The 23,222-nt window shown below is 41.9% G+C and carries 18 protein-coding genes; 13 read left to right on the forward strand and 5 right to left on the reverse strand.

Annotated elements, in window-relative coordinates:
- Nucleotides 1-197: 197 nt before the first annotated feature.
- The 7 genes from B2400_RS08415 to B2400_RS08445 all read left to right on the forward strand — a co-directional run bounded on the left by B2400_RS08415 (nucleotide 198) and on the right by B2400_RS08445 (nucleotide 8,251).
- Nucleotides 198-1,490 (forward strand): mandelate racemase/muconate lactonizing enzyme family protein, encoded by a 1,293-nt coding sequence (locus B2400_RS08415; RefSeq protein ID WP_293932577.1) that lies wholly within the window; start codon nucleotides 198-200, stop codon nucleotides 1,488-1,490.
- 58 nt (nucleotides 1,491-1,548) lie between these two features.
- Nucleotides 1,549-2,622 (forward strand): plastocyanin/azurin family copper-binding protein, encoded by a 1,074-nt coding sequence (locus B2400_RS08420; protein WP_293932579.1) that lies wholly within the window; start codon nucleotides 1,549-1,551, stop codon nucleotides 2,620-2,622.
- The gene (locus tag B2400_RS08425; protein ID WP_293932580.1) at nucleotides 2,623-4,110 is read left to right on the forward strand and encodes a PQQ-dependent sugar dehydrogenase; all 1,488 of its coding nucleotides are present in this window, start codon (nucleotides 2,623-2,625) and stop codon (nucleotides 4,108-4,110) included.
- Between the two features lie 328 nt (nucleotides 4,111-4,438).
- Entirely contained in the window at nucleotides 4,439-5,722 is a 1,284-nt protein-coding gene (locus tag B2400_RS08430; protein WP_293932582.1) for an acyloxyacyl hydrolase, read from the forward strand.
- A 228-nt stretch (nucleotides 5,723-5,950) separates the two neighbouring features.
- Nucleotides 5,951-6,367 carry a hypothetical protein gene (locus B2400_RS08435; protein WP_293932584.1) on the forward strand — a complete coding sequence of 139 codons (417 nt, stop codon included), beginning with the start codon at nucleotides 5,951-5,953 and terminating at the stop codon, nucleotides 6,365-6,367.
- A gap of 349 nt (nucleotides 6,368-6,716) precedes the next feature.
- Entirely contained in the window at nucleotides 6,717-7,643 is a 927-nt protein-coding gene (locus B2400_RS08440) for a hypothetical protein (RefSeq protein ID WP_293932586.1), read from the forward strand.
- 38 nt (nucleotides 7,644-7,681) lie between these two features.
- Nucleotides 7,682-8,251 (forward strand): GNAT family N-acetyltransferase, encoded by a 570-nt coding sequence (locus B2400_RS08445; RefSeq protein ID WP_293932587.1) that lies wholly within the window; start codon nucleotides 7,682-7,684, stop codon nucleotides 8,249-8,251.
- A gap of 60 nt (nucleotides 8,252-8,311) precedes the next feature.
- On the opposite strand, the gene B2400_RS08450 is transcribed toward B2400_RS08445, so the two are convergent.
- Both B2400_RS08450 and B2400_RS08455 read right to left on the reverse strand, forming a co-directional pair.
- Complete coding sequence (locus B2400_RS08450) at nucleotides 8,312-9,802, reverse strand: SusD/RagB family nutrient-binding outer membrane lipoprotein (RefSeq protein WP_293932589.1); 1,491 nt, start codon at nucleotides 9,800-9,802, stop codon at nucleotides 8,312-8,314.
- A 3-nt stretch (nucleotides 9,803-9,805) separates the two neighbouring features.
- The gene (locus B2400_RS08455; RefSeq protein ID WP_293932591.1) at nucleotides 9,806-13,021 is read right to left on the reverse strand and encodes a SusC/RagA family TonB-linked outer membrane protein; all 3,216 of its coding nucleotides are present in this window, start codon (nucleotides 13,019-13,021) and stop codon (nucleotides 9,806-9,808) included.
- A 237-nt stretch (nucleotides 13,022-13,258) separates the two neighbouring features.
- Here B2400_RS08455 and B2400_RS08460 point away from each other — a divergent pair, with 237 nt between their 5' ends.
- The 6 genes from B2400_RS08460 (at nucleotide 13,259) to B2400_RS08485 (ending at nucleotide 19,646) form a co-directional block, all read left to right on the forward strand.
- Nucleotides 13,259-13,960, forward strand: coding sequence for an ABC transporter ATP-binding protein (locus B2400_RS08460; RefSeq protein WP_293932593.1), 702 nt, complete (start codon nucleotides 13,259-13,261; stop codon nucleotides 13,958-13,960).
- Nucleotides 13,941-14,894, forward strand: a complete 954-nt coding sequence (locus B2400_RS08465) for an efflux RND transporter periplasmic adaptor subunit (protein ID WP_293932595.1) — start codon at nucleotides 13,941-13,943, stop codon at nucleotides 14,892-14,894. Before B2400_RS08460 ends, B2400_RS08465 begins: the two co-directional genes overlap by 20 nt.
- Nucleotides 14,895-16,028: an ABC transporter permease gene (locus tag B2400_RS08470; protein ID WP_293932596.1), complete on the forward strand. Its 1,134-nt coding sequence runs from the start codon at nucleotides 14,895-14,897 to the stop codon at nucleotides 16,026-16,028.
- 1 nt (nucleotide 16,029) lies between these two features.
- The gene (locus B2400_RS08475; protein WP_293932598.1) at nucleotides 16,030-17,301 is read left to right on the forward strand and encodes a TolC family protein; all 1,272 of its coding nucleotides are present in this window, start codon (nucleotides 16,030-16,032) and stop codon (nucleotides 17,299-17,301) included.
- A 137-nt stretch (nucleotides 17,302-17,438) separates the two neighbouring features.
- Nucleotides 17,439-18,920, forward strand: coding sequence for a DUF5687 family protein (locus B2400_RS08480; protein ID WP_293932600.1), 1,482 nt, complete (start codon nucleotides 17,439-17,441; stop codon nucleotides 18,918-18,920).
- A gap of 27 nt (nucleotides 18,921-18,947) precedes the next feature.
- Nucleotides 18,948-19,646, forward strand: coding sequence for an ABC transporter ATP-binding protein (locus B2400_RS08485; protein ID WP_260041009.1), 699 nt, complete (start codon nucleotides 18,948-18,950; stop codon nucleotides 19,644-19,646).
- A 138-nt stretch (nucleotides 19,647-19,784) separates the two neighbouring features.
- Here the strand turns inward: B2400_RS08485 and B2400_RS08490 are convergent, their stop codons facing one another.
- From B2400_RS08490 to B2400_RS08500, 3 genes are all read right to left on the reverse strand, one after another.
- On the reverse strand, nucleotides 19,785-21,656 hold the full coding sequence (locus tag B2400_RS08490; RefSeq protein ID WP_293932603.1) for a M1 family metallopeptidase: 1,872 nt from the start codon (nucleotides 21,654-21,656) through the stop codon (nucleotides 19,785-19,787).
- A gap of 70 nt (nucleotides 21,657-21,726) precedes the next feature.
- A complete protein-coding gene (locus B2400_RS08495) occupies nucleotides 21,727-22,155 on the reverse strand; it encodes a hypothetical protein (protein ID WP_293932605.1) in 429 nt (142 codons plus the stop codon).
- 5 nt (nucleotides 22,156-22,160) lie between these two features.
- Complete coding sequence (locus tag B2400_RS08500) at nucleotides 22,161-23,000, reverse strand: WG repeat-containing protein (protein WP_293932607.1); 840 nt, start codon at nucleotides 22,998-23,000, stop codon at nucleotides 22,161-22,163.
- Nucleotides 23,001-23,222 lie beyond the last annotated feature (222 nt).

Consider the following 23,222-nt stretch of genomic DNA (forward strand, 5'->3'; position numbering starts at 1 on the left):
ATCCGCAAAACCTGAAGAATATCAAATTTTATAAAAATATACTTCTTCATGTAAAATGTGGTGCCGTGAACGTAAACGGGATACAGAGAGGCGAATTATATTTTATGAACAGACGACAGTTTATTGGAAATTGTAGCTTAATTTTAGCAGCAACCCAAGCAAACGCTTTAAAGGCATCAACTAATCTGCAGAAAACAATGCTTAATCAATTAAAGGTTATCCATACGGGATACGCCGTGGAAAAAGAAAAGCTTCGATTCCCCTTCGGATTCAAAGGCGCATTCCTCACCGAACTATGGCAGGCGGTTGCATATGTTAAGGACCCATCTGGCAATTATGGGATAGGCCTGGGAACTCAGAGCGTCCTATACGGTGATGCCGATACTTTTGCGTCTACGGATGAAACCACCGGCAATTCTTGGATGCTCGAGGTCAGTAAAACTGCATTAAAATGGCTGGAAAATAAAGAGTTTAATACGCCAATGGATGCGATTGAGCAGCTTGTTCCCTACTTGGAGCAGGAAGGTAAAAAAATAACAAAGCGCGACAATCTACATGTCAACTTCATTTACAATGCCCTTGTTTCGGTAGATAATGCCTTGTGGATGCTGTATGGCAAAAAAAATAAAGTAGAAAGTTTCCAGCAGATGATCCCAGAGACTTATCGGTCCGCATTTCAAAACAAGAACAAACAGGTAGCCGTCATGTTTCAAATATCCTACAATATGCCACTTGAAGATATTGCTGCTGCGGTGGATCAAGGATATTTCGTCTTTAAGATAAAAACAGGCAGCCCGGGCGCTCAACAAGTGATGTTAAAGCAAGACAAAGCTCGATTGAAAGAAATTCACGACTGCATAAACAGTAGACTAAATAATCAAAGCAATAAAAAATCCATTTATTACACCATGGATGCAAACGGTCGTTATGAGCGGAAAGCAGATTTGTCAAGCTACCTAGATTATGCAAAAGAAATTGGTGCCTTCGATCGTATTTTGCTTTACGAAGAGCCATTTGTGGAAGAAAATCAAGAAAGAGTAGATGATCTGCCGGTGCTAATAGGGGCAGATGAAAGCATTCATAGCGAGGCAGATGCTTATAAAAAGATAGAACTCGGCTATAAAGCATTCATTCTAAAAGGAATTGCCAAAACCCTTAGCTTAACCGTAAAAATTGCGAAAATAGCACATGAAAATAACATCCCCTGCCTCTGTTCCGATCTGACTGTAAATCCTGTCCTGATGGAATGGAACAAAATCATCGCAGCAAGCCTATCGCCTTTCCCGATCGTTAATATGGGATTAATGGAAACCAACGGCGATATGAACTACCTAGCATGGGAAGCAATGAAACAACGACATCCCTTCCCCAATGCAAGCTGGACAAAGGTAGAGAACGGAACGTTTCATTTAAATGAAGATTTTTTCGAAAAAATTGGGGGTATTATGACTACTTCGGCACATTATCAAAAGCTGCTGCAGATCACGTAGGGATCGAAAGCAACATTCTCTAAACCTAACCATGTATACAAAACCTGTTTTTTTAAGTATGCTAAGCATCTTGCTTCTCTTTTTAACGAGCAATAATGCTTTGATTAAGGAAGATACTCCTGCAGCCAAGACGGTGAAAATGTCCGTGCTGCCGGGGCTACGCTTCGATGTGCCAAGGTTCCATGTTCAACCTGGACAGAAAGTCGTTATTGAATTCGAGAATACCGACGATATGGACCATAACTTGCTGATAATAAATCCCGGAACAAGAGAAAAAATCGTCGAACTGGCTGGCAAACTAGGAGCGCAGGGAATGGCAAAATCATATGTACCGGATAGCAAGGACATCCTTTGGCATACCAAGATTCTTCATGCCGGTCAAAAGGAGAAACTCGCTTTCACTGCGCCAAGCGTAGAGGGCGTTTATCCTTATGTATGTACCTTCCCCGGTCATGGACATGTGATGTATGGAGCGATATATGTCAACAAATCAGGGAAGATGCCCGAATTAGCAAAAGATCCCCATTTACCCGAATTAAGTAAGCAGTCCGAACATCAGCATCATCATAAAAAGAACCATCCTTACGAACCGAAGGCGCCATATCACTACAGGATATATATGGAAGGAGCTAGTCCGGCGGCCGTTGCGGTACATCTGCCCGGGCAAATTTCTTATTGCTGGGATGCCGCTGTTTGCGACCTGCGATACATTTGGCAAGGCGAATTTCTCGACAATACAGCCATCTGGAAAGGACATAAAGATGCTAAAGCAAAAATATTAGGCGATATCTTCTACAAACAGGCAAATCTCCCATCGATAGCGATAGCATCAGCAAATAGCCCTAACAAAAGGCAGTTTAAGGGTTATAAGATCTTGAAAGACAAATACCTGGAGTTCCATTATCAAATCGACAAGATGGATATTTTTGAAACGATTAAAGAAACCGGAGACAGAAAAGGCATAATACGCACATTTAGAATACCAGATGTGAATGCGGATTTAACCTTCCAACATACCTTATCGACCGGAATGAAAACCTGGTACAAAGGAGCTCCCCTTCAAAATACAACCTTAAAGCTTAGTTCTGCGGAGGCCAAAGAATTTACCCTGGAATACAAAATAGAAGACTAAATGAAATCATTATTCTATATACTTTTAGCTTGCACAGGTTTCGCGCTAGCATGTTCCGATCATCAATCGGACGAGAAAAATGCATTCTATATCGATTCTATTGCGACTCCTGAAGGCTTGACGGCAGAAGTCGCTGCATTAGACGCCTTGCCCGACGGTCGAATAGTTGCGACCTTTATGCGTGGTGAAATCATGATTTACAATCCTGAAACCAAGGAATGGAAACTTTTTGCGAGCGGATTGCATGAGCCCCTAGGTATCAAAGCGATCAGCGATAAAGAAATGCTAGTCATGCAACTCCCGGAGCTGACGCGAGTTAAGGATACCGATAATGATGGGGAGGCAGACCTATTTGAAACGATATACGATGGATTTGGTATGACGGGGAATTACCATGAATTCAGCTATGGACCTGTACAAGATAGAAACGGAAATCTCTATATAGCGCTCAATTCTTCCTCTTCGGGTGGAGGGATGTCTGATGAACTAAGAGGCGATACCCTCATGATCGGAAAAATGAGAGAGGGAAACGCCATGTTTTCCGTTGTGCCCTATCGTGGCTGGGTAATGAAAATTGATAAAAACTTTAAAATAACCCCTTTCGCATCGGGTTTTCGTTCACCAAATGGAATCGCATTAGACGCCAAGGATAGACTTTATGTCACCGAAAATCAAGGCGACTGGGTCGGAACTAGCCCACTATATCATGTCGAGGAAGGAAAACACTACGGACATCCCGCCAGTATCGTGTGGACAAAAGGCTGGAACAGGGGCAACCCATTCGATTTGCCTGTTGATACCTTAGATAAAATGCGCGAAAAGCCTACAGTGATCTTCCCGCACGACCTGCTTGCAAATTCGCCAACCCAACCGATTCTGATCAAAGACAATAAAAATCTGAAAGCATTCGACGGACAGTTTATCATCGGCGAGATGAGTAGTGAGCGTTTGGTCCGAGTAATGCTCGAAGAAGTAAACGGTGTTATGCAGGGAGCCGCAACTGTGTTCATTCAGGGAGAGGGGCTCCGAAAAGGAAACAACAGGTTAGTATTTTCACCTAACGGCGACCTATGGGTAGGACAAGCCGACCATGGATGGCTAGGCGATCGCGGCATACAGAGAATTCGATTCACCGGAAAGACACCTTTCGATGTCAAGGACATGAAAATCAAGAAGAACGGCTTCGAATTGAACTTTACCGACAAAGTCGCAAATACAGAAAATGAACCCATCGATAGCCTCGTTCAAGTTCGCCGATATCGATACCATTACCATAAAAAGTATGGCTCCGAACAAATCGATATAAAAAATATTAAAATAAACAAAGCAGATTGGTCAAAAGGCCGAAAACAACTAAATCTGCAACTGGAACCCCTGGAAAAAGGCTACGTCTATGAAGTTGCCCTAACCAAACTGAAGAATGAAAATAACACGGATAGCCTACAGAATAAGCTTGTTATGTATACCATTAAAGAACTTCGGAAATAGTAGTTAGTATTTATAGTAGACACTAGAGATTAGGCATAAGACATTAGACCTGATCCTGCTCATCCTTACATCCTTTCTTTCTTGGTTCATAGACAACACTCTAATGTCTTAAATCTAACATCTATTGACTCACTTCCCTTTCAAACCCAATACAAACCCAATGCTAACCCCAATCAAACCCCTTTCCGAAGGGTTATGATTGGGGTTAGAAAAAGCTTTAGGTTGTGAATGACTAAAAGCAGCCAACTATCAATTTCCTTTTATTCTAATTTGAAATTCATACATGTTTTTGTTAATTTTATTGACTAGCAAGAGATAGCAAACTTTCTTGAATACATTAATGCGTAGTTGCGACCAATACTTAATCTATACGACTCAAAATAGCGTACGCTTTCTGTTAATTAGTCTCTATTTATTATATGGTTTCGTACTAAATGCACAACAGCACGAAGAAAAATATCGAATTGATACTGCTAAAGTCTCGATATCAAATTTCTCGCATCATTTCACTGCAGAAATTCGCCCTTCTTATGTTTTTCCGACCTCGCCATTTTATAGAAGTGATATCGCCAATGAACAGCTCAGCAAGAGAGCCGTTTCTGGACATCTGAAATATTCCTTCGCTTTGCCGAAAGGTAGTCTCGGGAAACAGGTTTTCTCCAAAACACAGCAGGGGGTAGGCATCGCTGTATTCGACTTTGGCAATCATAAAGAATTGGGGACACCTATTTCGACCTACCTGTTCCAAACTGCCGAACTGTCTAAGCTTAGCGAATTCGCATCTCTGAATTACGAATGGAACTTTGGTTTGTCGACAGGATGGCGACCCTATGATCCCATCAACAACCCCGGTAACATGATCATCGGATCGAAATTGAATGCATATATCAATTTGGGGCTTTTTTTGAAATGGCAAGTTGCGGAGCGTTATTACCTAACCACTGGAGCGGAACTTACCCATTTTTCAAACGGCAATACCGAATATCCAAACGCTGGTTTGAACATGGTTGGCGCAAAACTAGGATTGATGTACAGTCTTTCCAATGATAAGTCAGAAACATCGAAAGAGGAACAAGTAGTAAAAATTCCGACTTTCCCGCGCCACTTCAGCTATGATTTTGTCGTCTTTGGATCTTGGCGCAGAAAAGGAATCGAATTCGGAAACACACAGGTGGCATCCCCTGATAAATATCCCGTGCTGGGCGCATATTTTGCACCCATGTATAACCTGAATTATAGATTCCGAACCGGAATATCCTTGGATGGCCTATACGACGGAAGCGGGAATGTCTATACAGAAGATTATATTATCGGAACCGAGCAGCCTTTTATTAAACCAAATTGGAATCAACAATTGGCGCTTGGCCTGTCTGCTCGTGCTGATTTCACGATGCCGATCTTTACGATCAGTATGGGGATAGGAACGAATGTTTTGCACAAAGGTGGAGATTTTGCTGGTACATATCAGAGCTTAGCCCTAAAAACAAAGATGAGCAGAGATCTCTTCCTCCATATTGGGTACAACGTTAAAGATTTCAGAGACCCCAACTATCTGATGTTGGGAATTGGTTATCGCTTCAATAATAAAACACCATCATTGATTAGCTTTTGATAAAAATGTTAACTCAATGTTTTTGTAATGTTATAATTTTTAGTCTCCTATTACGCTGTCTTCTTTTGTAGGATATTTGTACAAAAAATAACGAAGGGTCATAAATAGTCCGCTTCCCCTACTAATTATTTTGTTATTTAGTGTTAAGTTTTTGTTAGATGTATGAGACATCTGTTTAAATTAAAGAATAAGTCTTAATTTTATCCTATATACTAAATTCGCAACAAAATGACCAACATTAAAGAACGTGTGCTTCACATCGCGGAGGTAAAAGGTATTTCTAAAATCGATTTTTTTAAAGACCTAGGTTTGTCTTATGCTAATTTTAAGGGAGTACAAAAAACTTCTGCGTTAGGGTCAGATGCTGTGGCTAGTATTTTAGCTTCCCATTCAGATATCGATCCCGAATGGTTGTTGAATGGCGCAGGGGGAATGTTTAGAGGAAATTTAAATGGAGCAGACCACCAGGCGCTGACCCTTCCATCAAAGATTGATGATCTCGACCAAACGAATGCCGTCATTGAAGCTTTGGAAAAAGTAATTTCTGCGCAGCAAACGACGATTCAATCGCAAGAAATAACGATCAACGCGCTGACAAGTAGAATAGAATCGCTTGAAAAGAAAAAGTCCAAAAAGAAAAAGTAATAGCATTAAAATTCTAAGAAAAGAAAGAGTAGCCAAGTCAAACATCATTGAGTTGGCTTTTTTATGAAATCGTTTGTTTTCAAAGACTACCATGGACTTTCACCAAAGTTTGCATTTCAATGGAAATAGGAAGATTTTAATATAAATTAAACTGTTTTCAGTATATTGGGATGAGCGTTTTATGAAAAAAATATATTTCCTTCTTTTTGCTGTTCTTTTTCTTGTCCCAGCAACTTATGCACAGGGCAGCAGTGGTGTTTGGCTGCGTTGCTATAACGCAGATAGTACCCTCGTCGGGTTTAAAGATAAGAGCGGGAAGCTGATGATCCAGACAAAATAAATCCCTTCGATGACTATTGCAGATGAATTCGATAAAATCATATCCGCAGTGGAGGAGAATGATGATCAGTGGAAATCTTACTACATTACAAAGCAGGGTCGCGTGGTGGGAAGGGATAGTCTTTATTTCTTTGACAATACCCCTGATTGTGAAAATGAGGGGTTCATTCGTTTTAAAGATCGGGATACCGAGAAGATAGGCATATTCAATTCGAATGGAGATATTACAGTTCCTGCCGAGTATAATGGACTTACCAAAGTCCGCAATGGGTTGCTTGTCGGTCTTAAAGGCGCGACGAAAGTCTACTATAAGGATAGTCAAGGGAATACTGTTGATGAGCATTTTGGATGGGAGAACGGGAAGGAGCTCTTGATTGATACGCTGAACAATCTGCTCGTTGAAAACTTTCCCTATAACGATAAACTGAATTATTATAGCGTCGAGATTGCAGATAAGCCAAGCGCAGATAGCATTCGAGATTCCTTTAAAGGTGTGAATGGGAAATTTTATAGCTTCATTAATTATGAAAGGGAAGCCGAGCAGGTAATTCGCGCATATTTGCAAAAAGGCTTGGCGCCCGAGAGGTTAGAAGAACTCTGCTTTCAAGAAGTGACCTATTGGGATAAAGACGCCGGATGGCTTAAGCTTCCGAAAAAAGAGTTTGTGCAACGGTATTGCAATCAGCTAGAAGAGAATCTACATCAGCTAAATAAAAAGCCAAATACTTACTTTTTTAGCCTCGATGGATTGAATCCTTTTATCTTCGACACGCCGCTATACGCCAAATATTTTGACAACTGCGGATTCTCCAACGAATGGAAATATCCAACAGTCAACCTCGTATTGGACAATTCAGACGAGAGTACGCGGCCTCAAACACACATGCATTTCCTTCGAACAGACGACGGATTTAAATTAATAATGGTTAGTTTTTAATAAACTTAGAACCGCGAATAAGATAATTATTTTATACGATGCAGATACGAAAAGGAGAGAAGAAAGATGCGGCAGCTATCGCCGAACATTTATTGCTGGCAATGGAAGATATTGTTTATCTATTCATTGGAGAAGAGAATTATGATGAAGCATATCGCTTTATTTCCACACTCGTTGAGCATGAGGGCAATCAATATTCATACAACAATAACTGGGTTGTAGAAGTGGACGGTCAGGTCGTTGCAACGGCGCTGCTGTACGATGGGGCTCATCTGGAGCAACTCCGGACACCGGTGGCTAACTTGTTGCGCGAAGCCTACGACTTGGATTTTAACCCGGAAGCAGAGACTCAGGCCGGGGAATATTATATCGACTGTATAGGTGTAAACCCAAGTCAGCAAGGTAAAGGAATTGGTACGAAGATATTGCATTTCCTGATCGATGAATACGTGGAAAAACAAGGGATTACCCTTGGACTCCTAGTCGATGAAATCAATCCCAATGCAAAGAAACTCTATGAGCGAATAGGTTTTGAAGTAGTAGGTGAAAAGACCTTACTCGGAAAGAGATTAGAACATATGCAGAAGATACCAACCCATCTTAAATAATAAAGGGCCTATCCCAATCGGACGGCCCTTTATATTTATAGGAGTTGATATTACTTTAGCTTATTTTAACCACCACGGTTTTGCCGTTGTGACATCAGAACCGCCGAATTGACTAGCAATCGCTGCTGATACGTTTGCTGAATTATTGTTGTATTCGCCCGCTGGGTACATCCAACGGTAAGCAATGTGGTTTTTGTTAGATTTCGCAAACTCTGGGTAGCCGGTTCTTAAATGATCAAAATAGGCTGTCCAACCTCCCTGATGAAAAGAACGAAGATACTTTTGCATAAGGATTCGCTCAAGCTTAGCTTCTTTCGTCGATACTGAACTTAATTTAACTGATGACTGAGCAAGGTATGTATTGGCTACAGATTCATTCACATAACTCGCCATATTCTTAGCGTAGTTTTCATAGAATTTGAAGCCTGATTTGATACCTTCTTCATAATAGGTATTCGCATCGCCGCTTATCCATCCTCTAACTACAGCTTCCGCTAATAGGAACTGCTGCTCCGCATATCCAATTAATATGGATGGCTCATTCGTAGCATCTTTCGTAAAACGGTCCGCAACTTTAGATACTAAGCCCTTAGTCGCTTTCTCATTCACTTGCCCATAAGGCTTAATCGGGTCTCCACCTTCGTACGCCTTGAAGTCATTTACGGGTTTACCTGCTTTTGCAGCTTCTGGAGTCCTCGTAAAAAGCACAAATAAACGAGCATCTTTTAAGTCCTGAAGTCTTTTGATGTAAGTGGAGTCTACATACATCCCCGAACCATAACTGCTGGAGTTGAACTCCGGATAGCGGTTGCCTGCTTGGTCTAAATAGACTAATTTTCCATCGTCGCCAGATCCTGTAAACAGAGGCTGCGAGCTAACAATATTTGCAAACGTTTCCTTAGGAGCAATAGTCGCATCACCTTCTTTACTAGATAATGTCATCAACACTTTTAAGCGGTATGCATTTACCATCTTTCGCCATTGTGAAGCCGACCCGTTATAGATGATATCTCCATTAATCTTCGCCTCAACTTTTGATAACAAGGTATTCGCTTCTTCTAACTCTTTTAAGATGCCTAAAAACACTTCTTTTTGGCTATCATACTTCGGAGTTAACAAACCAGCGCTCTCTCCCTTTAAAGCTTCGCTATAGGGAATATCTCCAAAAGTTAAGGTTAAGTTGTAGAAATAATAAGCACGGATGAATTTGCCAATCGCAACATATTCAGGAAGAGCCATACGCTCGCCCTCCTCGATCATCTTCGTTACGTTTCTCAAATTGTTATATGCTCCAAAGTCGCTACGTTGCCATGCATAAATCTGATTCGCGTTTTCGCCGTCCGTCTGTACGATCATTTTTAATGCGTATAAAGGCCCAGTACCTTTAAAGGAGTTGAATGCGTCCCATTCAATCTTTGTTAATAAAAACTGTGGGTGTGTGGTTTTGGATTCGTTGGGATTGGTATTGATCTCCGATAGTTTACGACATGAACTATTCGTAAATGCTAAGAACAAGGCAAGCGCCAATAGAATATATGAATTGATTTTCATTGTTTAGAATTTAAAGTTTAAGGATACACCGATGTAACGTGATGATGGGTCTTGCAAGTTGTTGTCATCACCAAAGTCAGGATCTAGGTAAGGAATATTCTGCCACATCAATAAGTTATATCCGAATACCGAGGCGTTAATTGCTTTTACCTTGTCCGTTTTGATAAACTTGTTGATATCATAACCTACAGACAGACGTCTCAATTTCACAAACGAGCGGTCAAATACGTTCGCGAAGAATTTGTTCTCATCCTCTGTTACGCGCGCCTGATAAGGATATATTTGACTCCATGTTTGCCAACTAACCGCTTGTGTATTCTTCTCATATTGACGTGTGTCCGAGATTACATGACCATCAACATCTCTCTTCAATTCACCACCAGTTACTATTACACCTTCTGGTACATATACATATTTGCCAGCGTTGTATTCTGCTTCGCGATATTTGGTCGATGAAGGGTGTTTTCCTCCCCACCACATTTTTTCATGTGTAACAGAGTTAATCAACCCGCCAATTGAGCCGTCGATATCTAGATTTACAGTAACATCATGGATATTGAATCTATTCTGTAATCCGAATCTCCAATTTGGCTCTAAATGACCGATGTTTTTTGCATAACTGTCACGGATGGGCATACGCGTATTTGGATTTAAGATCACCTGACCATCCGCGGATTTCTGCCAAACCGTCGCATAGAATGAATCCGCACGGTCGCCAACCTTAAGCTCACCAAATTTCTTGGCCCCTTCAATATGCTCAACATTCTTAATCTGACGACTCCAGTTTACTCCGAAGTCCCAGCTAAATTTCTCTCTCTTAATCGGGTTGATGTTTAGCATAACCTCCACGCCATGCGTTCTATAGTCGATGACATTGGACTTCTTGTAGTTGAAAGCAGATGCTCCCGAGGTTGGTAAGTTTTGAATCTGAAACTCATCGCCTACGTTGTAATAGGTCGCTTCTGCGCTAACTCTATTATTCAAGAATGATAAAGCAAAACCAGCTTCAAAGGATGTGGAACGCTCTGGGTTAATGTTAGGGTTAGCAAGGATTTCCGGATAGCTTACAGATGGTGTTGCGCCATATGTTAAGCTCTTCGCATAAGTTAAATAGGTGCTATATGGATCTAAGTCGCTGGATACCTGCGCTAGCGATGAATACACTTTTAAGTAGTCAATTCCTGCAGGTAATTTGAAGTAATCAGATAAGATAGAACTTAAAGATACCGCTGGATAGAAATAAGAATTCTGACCTTGTGGTAATGCCGAAGACCAGTCATTTCTAGCTGAGAAGTTTAAGTAAGTAGATCTTAAGACATCAAAACTAACCGATCCGTAAACCGAACGAATAACTTTCTCGGAGAGGAACGACGTTGAAGTCGAAGGGCCTTGTGTATTTCCCAAAGCATAAAGTTGCGGTACGATAAGGCCATCAGTAGCTGAGTAGAAGTTATTGAACTTTCTTTGGTAAGTGGAAGAACCAGCATTAATGTTGATTCCGAAGTTCTCACCGAAGTTATCTTGATAAGTTGCTAGTACGTCAGCATCGAAATCAAGACGTTTGTTGTTCCAAACTTTATAGTCACCGTTTCTGGAGTCTCCATAGTTCATGTAAGATTTCGGACTTTGCATATCTTCAAAAGTCATGTTTTGTCTTGCCGAAGCGCGCCCCTGTAAGGAGAACTTTGGAGATATCTGCCAGTTTAAAGTAGACTGTCCATGCAATACATCGCGGTTATGCTGTTGATTCAACTCTTGCGCTGCGAAATAAGGGTTGTTGTACCATGCATAGTTATAATTCGCTTGGCGGAACCCTTCTTGACCGGGTATATATAAATGTTCGCTTAACTCTTTGCCATTCACGTCATTACCCATCCATAATAAGATGGTGTACATGTGGTTCTTAGGGCCATAGCCGTAACGAGGATAGTTTGGCGAATAAACTTTATTGTAAGATAAATTCACATCCAATTTCAAGGATGGGTTGAACATATAAGATGTGTTCAAAGTTGCACCTCCTGATTGTAACTGTGAGTTAGGAACCTGACCTTGTTGGATCGCATACTTTCCAGTAAAGAATACCGCTGCTTTTTCACCTTTGTAGGCCAAGCTTACGTTGTTGTCATTTACAAAACCCATGCGTAAGAAATCCTTCAGATTGTTATGCGAAACGAAGTCTGTCGGTACACGCTCATATAAAGCACGGTCATCATAAATTGTCCCTTTAACATCTCCCCACCAAGGAATGATTTCCCCAGTTTTCTTATTTCTAACGGGGCTATTCCATTGAGGTACTTGAATGCCTGCATCAAGCTTAGGACCCCAAGTCATGTCACCATCAGAGATACCGCCATCAGCGCCATCCCAGAACTCATATTTACCATTAGAACCAGAACCATACTCATTCTGTGTTTCCGGGAATACGGTAAATCCTGCAGTAACCATATTGGTTGTCGTAAAGTTAACTTCCAGGTTCTCAGATTTAGCGGATTTTGTTGTAATCAATATCGCACCGTCTTTACCGCGTGAACCATATAGCGTAGAAGCTGCTGTTCCTTTCAATACGTTGATGTTCGCAATGTTTTCGCTCGGGACATCAAAGAAGTCAGTTTCCACTACAATACCGTCAATCACGATAATAGGCTTCTTGCCACGAAGGGAGAAGTTAGGCTTTTGGAAAATACCCGTCGGATTCGTAACGTTTAATCCGGCCACTTGACCAGACAGAGCATTACCGATATTCATTGTTTTAGATTGATCTAAAACTTCAGTTTTTACTTCTTGAGTAGCATATCCAATCTTTCTCTTTTGTTGTTTAATACCCATCGCGGTCACAACCACCTCTTCGATTGCAGACTCTTTCTTTAAGAGAATGATGTCAATTGGAGAGTTGTTGAACGTGACACGTTGTGTCACATAGCCCAGAGAGCTTATCTCCAGCACATCGCCGGGATTCGCTTCAATTTGAAAACTACCATCTAGCTTACTTCCAGTAACGGCTTTATTCGTTAAGTTTCGAATGGTGGCACCTACAACGGCCTCGTTGTTCTCATTTTTAATGGAGCCATTGGAGTAGGTTACATCGATGGAGTAAATCGGGTTGGTTGAACGGCTATCAACGGGCGTCGATGCATTCGAGCTACCCAGAAAAGAACTTAAGACCAGGGTAAGACCTAGCTTAGTGCAGTTCCGGTAATTACGGAGTAGAAATAAATTCATAAAAAATAATCAGATTAATAATGTGTGTTCCTGTTCTAGGAATTTGATGCAAAACAAGGGAAGTGCTTTTAACAGGGGTTTAACCAATTGTTAAATATTCAAGGAGTTTTTGTTAAATCTAGATAAACAGTTAATATGGAGGAAATCTATAGCGCCTAGAAAAAATGCCGATTTTTATCGATATTCGTGAAGTATACAAACTTTTAGAAACAGATCGGTGTTATATTATCATACGCTATGAAAGAAGAGATCGTCAAGCTGGAAGCGGTTAATAAAATTTATAAAACCGGAGATACCAGCATCACTGCTTTAGATACGACGGATATAGGTTTTAATAGCGGCGAACTTACGCTGATCATGGGACCTTCAGGAAGCGGGAAAACCACGCTGTTATCTATCCTAGGTTTTGTAATTTATCCTACTTCCGGACGCGTTTTCTACAAAGGTCAGGAGGTAACCGAACTTAAGGAGAATGCGCTCGCCGATTTACGGCTTAAAGAAATCGGATTCGTCTTTCAGCATTTTAACCTTATTGAACCTTTAAATGCCTTAGAGAATGTGATGCAACCTTTAATTCTTCAGGGAATGCATTCAGGAAAGGCTTCGGAGAAGGCGAAGAAAGCGCTAGAGGAAGTCGGGCTGGGTGACCGCATTAAAAATCTGCCGAAGAAGCTTAGTGGCGGGCAAAAGCAACGTGTTTCCATTGCCAGAGCATTAGTAACCGAGCCATCGATGATTCTATGTGACGAGCCGACCGCGTCATTAGATGCTAAGAGTGCCGAAATGATCATGAATGAGCTTAAATCGCTCGCAGACTCGGGAAAAGCTGTAATCATTGTAACGCACGATCTACGCCTTCGCAAATTTGCTGACCGCGTAATCTATGTTGAAGAGGGCATCGTGTCAAATAACATAAAAAATGAAGATGACTACAAATAGAATATTTTACGTACTGTTCACCTCGATACTTTTCGTAGCCCTTTCTTCTTGTGGCAACAAAAAGGAGGAAAAACAACAATCCAATAAAGAGATACTCCAGGAGATCAAGGAGATCAAGGCTGTTGGAAAGGTTGTCAGTGCAAAAGACTGGACCATCATTTCTTCCAATACTTCCGCGCGCATCAAACAATTGCTGGTAAAGGATGGAGACTCCGTAAGCAAAGGACAATTGCTGATGCAGTTAGAGGCGGGTAATACCGATCTGGATGTGCAGCAAGCTAAAGCTCAGCTGAATAGCCTTAACAAGGAAAACAAAACCATTACAGAAGATATCCGCAAGGCGAAAGTATATGCGGATGAACTGAAAGCCAAGTACGAGACTTCCAAACGCCTGTTCGAACAGGATGCGGAGACGAAAGAAAAGATGACTACAGACTACTCGAATTGGCAACAACAGGAGCTTACGTTAAAAGGTCTACAGCAAAAACAGCAAGCGCAGCAAGCTTCCGCCTACGAGCAGCAGCTTGAAATTCAAAAAGCCCAAAATACAAGATCAGACTTTCAAATCATTGCCGCCTCATCCGGTGTCATTACGGATCTGGTAGCAAAAGTTGGGCAGAGTGTGCAGCCAGCTATGGAGTTAGGGAAAATCATCGATGTAGAGCAGCCTATGGTTGAAGCCGAGGTCGATGAGCTTTTTGTGAATGATGTCAAAGTCGGGCAGTCGGTACTGATTTTTCCGTTAGGGCGGAAAGATCAAGCAGCTAATGGGCGGATAAGCTACCTTAGCCCGATTCTATCGGAGAAATCTATCTTATATGAAACGGCTAATGAGGGGCAGGATCGTCGCGTCAGAAAGATAAAGATTGAGATTGAGGGAAATAATGTATTAACCATTAACTCTAAAGTTGATTGTACCATAAGGATTAGATAGATGTTAAAATTAGCGTTTAAATTTATTCGGTATGACCGCGCCAAAAGCGTAGGTATTATCATCGCTATTGTGATCAGCATCTTCTTGATCGGTCAACAGCTGGGGTTATTGTTCTTTCTGATGGGCTTGATGGGCAACTTGGTCGGCAATGCGCCGGTGCAGGAAAATGAGATGTGGATCATCGAAGCGCAAAGCAATAACATCAACTCGGTGAATACCATCGATCAGCGGTTAGTTCAACAAATTGGTAGCCTTCCTGCCGTCGATATCGCCTATCCTGTAGTCTTGGCACCCGCTCAAGCCGCCTTCTTGGATGGGAAAACTGCAGCTGTCACGCTCGTAGGGTCTCCGGTACCCGAGTTTATCATGGGGCCAATCCCCAATCGGATAGCAGAAGGAGAAATCAGTTCGCTCATAGATCCCAATGCCGTATCCGCGGAGACATTTAGTGCAAAGACTTGGAACACCGAACTCCATTTGGATAAGCCTATCGAAATTAATGGGAAACGAGCAATGATTACGGTGTTAACAAAGAACGCACAGGCCTTTGGCGCTAGCCTGATGTACACCTCGCTTGAAAATGCGCGATTGCTAGGCAATGCCGACCCGAGCAAAGTAAGCCTTATTGTAGCCAAGCTCAACGAAGGGGCAGATAAAGAACAGATTGCTCAAGACATCGGACAACTCTTTCCACAATTGCAGGCTTGGGACCCAAAAAAATTGGAAAGCTCTACTGTTCGCGAAATCCTCATTACCTCCAACATGGGGATGAGCTTCGGCACCTTAGTGCTGTTCGCTATGATCAGTGGATTCTTCATCATTGGGCTGACCCTATACTCTTCGGCATTAGACCGCATCAAAGATTATGGAACACTAAAAGCTATTGGTGCGAAAAAAGGATATGTCAATAAGTTGATCGTCGCGCAAGCCTTCCTCTACGCGATTATTGGCTATAGCATCGCCATGCTTCTATTGTTCGGGTTTAAGTTCGGTGTCGCCAATTCAGGACTAGTCATACAAATCAGTGTAGGCTTTGCCTTGTTTTTATTATTTATTACCCTGATTATTTCCATTGGAGGATCCTTGTTCGCCGTTCGGAAGATTTCCAAACTCGAACCTGCCTCGGTATTTTAACATGAAAAAGATTGTATCTATCATATTGCTTATCCTACCTGTTTGGGTTGCTGCACAATCGCTGAGCATCGAACAGCTGTGGGGAGAATTGAGCAAGAACAAGGGCTTGCAGCAAAGGCAAGTAGAAACGGCGATTAAGCAGGAAGAACTCAGCGAACAGAAAAGAACGCGCATACCTGTATTCTATATTGATGCCAATCTGCAGCATAATCTCATTATCCCGACAACGCCTGTCCCGGCAATAGCATTCGATCCGACTGCACCCGATGGTGCCATCATACCGCTCAAGTTTGCAACAAAATGGTCTTCGAAGGTCGGTGTACAGATGGAGTGGGATATTTTCGACCCTAAGCGTAGCGTCACGAAGCAACAAAAACAAATAGAAATTAATAAATCGACGATAGAACAAGCACGACAGACTGAGCAATGGAAAAAGGATGCAACCTTAGCTTATGCTGCGGTCGTCTTGGCCAGCGAGCAATATGCATTAGCCGTAGAAGATTCCATCGCTTATCAGAAGATACTTGCCGTTGTTAAATCCAGATACGAGGAGGGGAGAGAAGGGGCATTTGAATACGTACAGGCACAACAAGAACTTGAGCGCAAGCGAATAGCACTTTATGAAGCATGGTCAGTCCTGCTGGACTCTGATTTAGAGCTTGGGCGATATCAATATTTAGACAGGACGAAGGTTCTGAGTTCAAATATGCAGGATATCCGACAGTTTATCCAAGCTTTACAACTTTACAATTACGATCTTGAAACGTTGAAGCTCGACCAGCAGATGAATGAGTTGCAGCAGCGATCGCTAAAAAAAGAGCTATTGCCTACACTTAAGCTAAATGCCTATTTGGGGGAGCAGTTCTATAGCAACGAATTCCGTCTCGACCGCGGCTCCGACTGGTTCGGAAATAGTTTTGTTAACCTCGCTTTGCGCATTCCACTGAGCCGCTACTTTACGATGCAGCCGAGCCTAAAGAAGAATAGCCTTCAGCAGCAATTGACGAACCTTCAATTAGAAGAAGAACAATTGAACGATAACATTCAAAGCCAGCAAAAGGCCGTAAAAGTGCAGGCGGCGGAAAAGAAATTAGCCGCTTATCAGCGTATCGACCAATTAGCATTGGAAAACAAAGAGACCAAAGAAAAAGCGTTCCATGCGGGTCGCCTCTTATTAACAGAGCTTATGCAAGCCCATGCAAGTTATAATCAGGCAAGAAAAGATATTTGGCAAGCAGAATATGACCTCTTGAAAATAGCTTTAGAAAATTAATACCTCTCCATTTTGCGACTGATCGGATAAAAGTGAACATCCAAAAGCAAAAGTTTTTTCTTATTTTCCACATTAGAAAGCATCGGTATGATCTACCGATACTGACTATTCCGTGTAATTAAGCATTAAAAAATTATATGTTCACAAGACTATTATCACTAGAGTGGAAGTCATTTTTCCGCTCTGCGGGGTTTGGAAAGGGCCTTGCCATTAAACTATTCCTCGGATTTCTCGCCCTCTACTTTCTTTCCTCCTTCTTTGTTTTTGGTGCTGCACTTCACCCACTATTGAAGGAAGCATTCCCACAAGACGAACCGATCCACATGGTCAATAAGTTTATTTTAGTATGGTGCTGCTTAAGTTTTATTATGCGTATCATATTTCAAAATTTACCGCTATTGAATGTGAAGCCGCTTTTATTGCTCGATATTAATCGAGGAACGGTGGTGCATTATTCTTTGATGAAAACCATCTATTCCTTCTGGAATCTACTCTTTCTTGTAGCTATTATACCCTATACCTTGTTCACCATGAAGTTAGCTGTGTTTGCTCCACTGCAAATGATTGGTTGGTTCGTTGCTGTAGTCGCCTTGGAATATCTGATCAATTTCTTAGCCCTGTATATTAGCAAGAACTTCAACGCTAATTTTAAAAGGCTTTTGCCGTTCATCCTGATTATTCTATTATTGGTAGCATTAGATTATTTCAAGGTATTTTCCATTAGCGATTTATTCGGATCCTTCTTAAACCAAGTGTTGACACTGCCAATCCTTGCCGTCATCCCGATTGTTCTTGTCGCAATTGTTTATCGCCTGCTCTTTAACAATATTAAGCAGAATATGTATTTGGATGCCTACTTACAGCAGACAAAAACCGAATTCAAATCATCCGATTTATCTTGGACAAGCCGTTTCGGAGAACTCGCGCCCTACCTACAATTAGATCTAAAACTGCTGTGGCGAGCAAAACGCGCCAGAAATGTACTGGTCGTCTGTGTCTTATTCCTAGCCTACGGACTATTCTTTTATACCAACCCAAAGCTTATCGATTCCAGTATGATTTCATTTGTCGGAATATTTCTCTCTGGTATTTTCATCATCAACTTTGGACAATTTATTCCCGCCTGGGATAGCTCTTACTATCCCTTATTGATGAGCCAGAACATTACGATGAAACAATACCTGGAGTCCAAAGCCATCCTCATGTACCTATCGGTGGGTATCCTGACCATGTTAAGCACGCCCTATCTATATTTCGGATGGAATATCCTTTGGACCAATATAGCCTGTGCGGTTTACAACCTCGGCATCAACGTGCCGCTTATATTGTATTTCGGGTCCATGAACAGAAAACGCATCGATTTGGATAACGCGAGTTTCTTGAATTATCAAGGGATTGGCGCGGCACAGTGGTTAGTCGGAATACCCCTGTTGGCTATCCCAATCCTGATATGGGGCGTCGCTAAAATGACGTTAGGTATTCATATGGCGAATGTCGTCCTTGCGATGGTCGGCATCATTGGCTTTGCATTGAAAAATCAATTGCTGAACAGCATTTCGCAGCGCTATGAAACCAAAAAGTACGACATGTTAAAGGGATTTAAAGAAGTAAATAATTAATTATAAAATTGATAACAACATCAGGTTATGATCGAAATACAAAATTTAAGCAAGCATTACAACGGAGTACAGGTTTTAAATATTCCGCAATTATATATCAAGGAAGGGGAAAGCATAGGATTAGTAGGGAACAACGGGGCTGGGAAAACTACCTTATTCAGTTTGATATTGGATCTGATACAACCCGATTCGGGTTCTGTGAAGCTGAAGGGAGAGCAAGTACAGGGAAATGGGGCATGGAAAAAGTTTAGTACCGCATTTATCGATGAGAGCTTCCTGATTGGGTACCTGAGCCCAAACGAGTATTTCTATTTTCTGGGGGAGCTTCGGGGCATGAACAAGGTTGATGTCGATGCCTTCGTATCACAGTTTGAGGAATTCTTTAATGGCGAAGTCTTAAACAAAAAGGTTTTCATTCGAGACCTTTCCAAAGGAAATCAAAAGAAAGTAGGAATTATCGGCGCCTTGATCGGTGAACCTGAATTAGTAATTTTAGATGAGCCCTTCGCCAACTTAGACCCAACAACGCAGTTCCGTTTGAAGAGCCTCCTGAATAAATTGAAACAAGAACATAAAGTGACGCTATTGATCTCTAGCCACGATTTATCCCATACGGTGGATACTGCCGATCGCATTATCGCATTAAACAAGGGTGTGCTGGTCAAAGACTCCCCAAAAACACCCGAAACACTGAACGAATTGAATGCCTTCTTCGCCGTTGAATAGGGGCTAACAGAAAGGGATCGCTTCCCTTCGCATATGAAGGATAAGGCTAATAAAAAGCCCTCAGCATTTTACAACAAAGGCTGCCAGATTTTAAATCTAGCAGCCTTTTTATATTGGAATATTTATATCGGAGGCCTATTAGGGCTTATACACGTTATCCTCTTGTTTTACATCAGCCAGGCGCTGCGTAGGATCGATTACTACCTCTTTTGCTTTCTTCGGAAGTGAGATCGTGTAGCTTGGTTTTGTCCAGAACCAGTCGGTCAATACGGTGCGCTTAACGCCTTGGTAAATATCGTATGATTCTTCCGCGGGTTTCTCGCCGCGCATTTCGCGTAGCGGAATGTAGAAAAGCTCTTTGCTACCGTCAGTGTAAGTCACCAACACATCAATAGGCATCGCAAAATCGGAGTTATTACGGATGGTTACCGCGTTATCAGAGATATTCGAAATACCATAGTCTATTTTGCGCGTTGTATTTAAGAATAGATTGAAATACCATTTCAAATTAATGCCGGAAATTTCTTCAGCCGTGCGCTTGAAATCATTTGGCGTGGGATGCTTGAACTTCCATTTATCATAGAAGGCAAGGAAAGTCTTGTGCAGGTTTTCTTTTCCAATGATATAGCCTAATTGCTCTGCCAATACTGCCCCTTTGCTGTAAGCTTGGGTACTGTATGCAAAGTTCGTATTGTAATAATCTGCCAGTAGGCTCATTGGTTCCTCTTTGCCCGAAAGTGCTAATCTATAATAGGAGTTATAGGCAGCACCGATTGGGTTAAGCGCTCTTGCTGTTGGTCTTAAGAATAATTCCTGATAAGCTAAATCCTCGATGTAGCTGGTGAAACCCTCATCGAACCACTCGTCTACGGTTTCATTGATACCGAATAGATGCTGATACCAGGAGTGTGCCGCCTCGTGGAAAATAACGCCCACTAAGCCTTTCAGATCTCTACCGCCTGTTACCAAAGTCGCTGTCCCATATTCCATTCCACCATCACCACCTTGAACTACCGTATAAGTAGACCATGGATAGGCACCGAACTTCGTTGCGGTGAAGTCGAAGAAATCAGTAGCCATGCCTAATGCTGTTTTCCAGTTTGAAACGATGGTCGGATCGGTAGGTAAGAATACCGTGTAAACCGTAATACCACCCTTGGATTTCGCTGAGTCTACCACAAATTTCGGATCTGCGGCCCATGCGAAGTCATGGATATTTTCCGCTTTGTAGCGCCATGAAGCCTTATTGTTCTTCGTCTTCACTTTAGCGTTCTTTACATAGCCCTTCACTTCCGATGGGTTCTGCAATTTGCCGGATGAACCGATTACATAGTCTTTATTGATATGGATAGTCACATCAAAGTTCCCGAAAGGAGCAACAAATTCGCGACCTACATATTCGTCTAAGTGCCATCCGAACTCATCGAAATGCGCCATCTTAGGATACCATTGTGTCATGGAGAAAGCAACGCCCTCTGCCGAGTTGCGTCCGCTGCGGCGGATTTGCTCAGGCACCTGAGCTTCCCATGTCAGCTCGAATGTTGCGCTGCTATTATCTGCAATTGCCGACGGCAAAGTTACTTCCAAGATCGTACCGTCTTCTTTGAAAGTCGCGTCCTGACCGTTGAACTTTACGGTTTTTATTTTCTGATAACCGATTTGGTTGGGTTTTAAAGTCGATATTCTGCTCTGTAATTGCGGTTTTTCTTTGCTTCCGGTATTCTGCATCATGCGGCGATCGGGATCAGGGATCACCTTCAAGCGCTCGTCCATCATGCTCCCAGGTTGGAAAGCATTAAAATAAAGATGGAAATACACCTTGTTTAACGACTGACCGGAGTTATTGCTGTATTTCAAGGTCATCTTTCCATCATACTGAAAAGTCTTTTCATTGACATCAATATCCATTGTATAGTCAACGCCTTGTTGCCAGTAGCCTTTACGCTGTGCAAATCCAGCAAGCGATACTACCGTTAAGAATAGAAGGGTTATCGAAAATTTAAGTTTCATAACCCCAAAAATACAAAAATGTTTGATTGATTGATTAGCTATCGATGTAGCAATCACGATACCTAAATTTTTAGGCAATGACAAACTCGATGCCCAGCTCACGAAGGCGAGCCGTCAGCTCGTCAAACTGATCTGTATTGACGAATAATTTGTTTCTCCAAACCCGCATCGGCGTGGATTTGCCCTTGCGGTATATCGCTAATAGATTGCCGCCGGAGCGCATATGATTCTTGATGTATTCAATTTGATCGATCGCCACTTCCGAAGTCCTACCGGCCTTCTCAATAATCAGGCGGTTGCCATCGATAGTCCAAGCGGAATCCTGATAACTGAGCTTGGCACCAAGAAACATAATCGCGGGAATACAGAACAGCAACGCAATAATCTTGATCAGCTCGCGTAGCTCAAAAAAAGAAAGGATATAGCCAACAGCGAAGAGTCCGCCAAGGAGTATCCAAATAAATTTACCACGATGTAGGGTATGAATTTTATATTCCATCCGACTTAATAGTTCACATTAGGCTTCACTTCCTCGCCTTTCTGGTTGATGTAGATCATTTCCTCTTCTCCTGTCTTAACCACATTAGCATAGCCGTCGACAAATTGCCCGGCAAAGCTGTAGTTAAAAGGAATTACCGTCTCGCCTTTACCATTGATGTATCCGTAGCTCACGCCATCACGACTGGCTACAAATAGATCGTCTACATAGGCTAGAAATAAATATTGGAAATCGCCAACAACTAGCTTCTGGTCTTTGATCGTATATACCTGCATGTTAGAACCATCCAATACTACATAGTATTTCTTGTCGAACTGCATAATGCTTTCGTAAGCCGCAGGAACTACGACTTTACCGGATTGATCAACCAAACCATATTTGTCTCCTTCAGAATACACGCCATATCCATCAATGAAAGGTGCAAGCGATGAATAGCTGACGTTCCATAATTTTTTGCCATGCTTATCCATCAATCCAGCTTGCCCATCTTTGGAGTAGATATAGGCATTGACAGCAGGGTCGAATAGTAATTCATCATATTCCAACGGAACCATGAAATTTGCAGTCGTATCGATGATCCCATATTTATAGTCTTCGGTGACAACGATGAATGTTCCATCGATGTATTCCCCAACAGATGAGTAAATAGGCTGAGTTAACACGCGTCCGTCCTCTGTTTTTAGACCATAACTGAAGCTTGTAGAGTCATGATAAGCGATATAGCCAGCACCGAGCTCGATATCGTTCGTTACTTCTAATTCGTGAATGGAGATAGTTTCTTCTTCTTGAGCGAAAGCTAAATGCCCGATTAGACATAGCAAGGGGAAAACTGTAGCTAATTTCATGTTGTTGTGAATTATTTGTCAAAAATCCCTGTTTTTTTTGATTCTTCAAAAGGGATAATTCATTATTTATTAACAATGCGCGCTCAAGCCGATTAAAGCATTCATGATTCCATTTTTTAAGCCAACTCTGTGCAAAGTTTTTTCATTTGCCGAAAACCTCTTATAGAAGAGATGTTCTGATGTCTACTAAATCAAATATGTATCAAACTCAAATTAAAGCCC

It is taken from the genome of Sphingobacterium sp. UBA6645, from assembly GCF_002455685.1.
Taxonomy (GTDB): Bacteria; Bacteroidota; Bacteroidia; order Sphingobacteriales; family Sphingobacteriaceae; genus Sphingobacterium; species Sphingobacterium hotanense.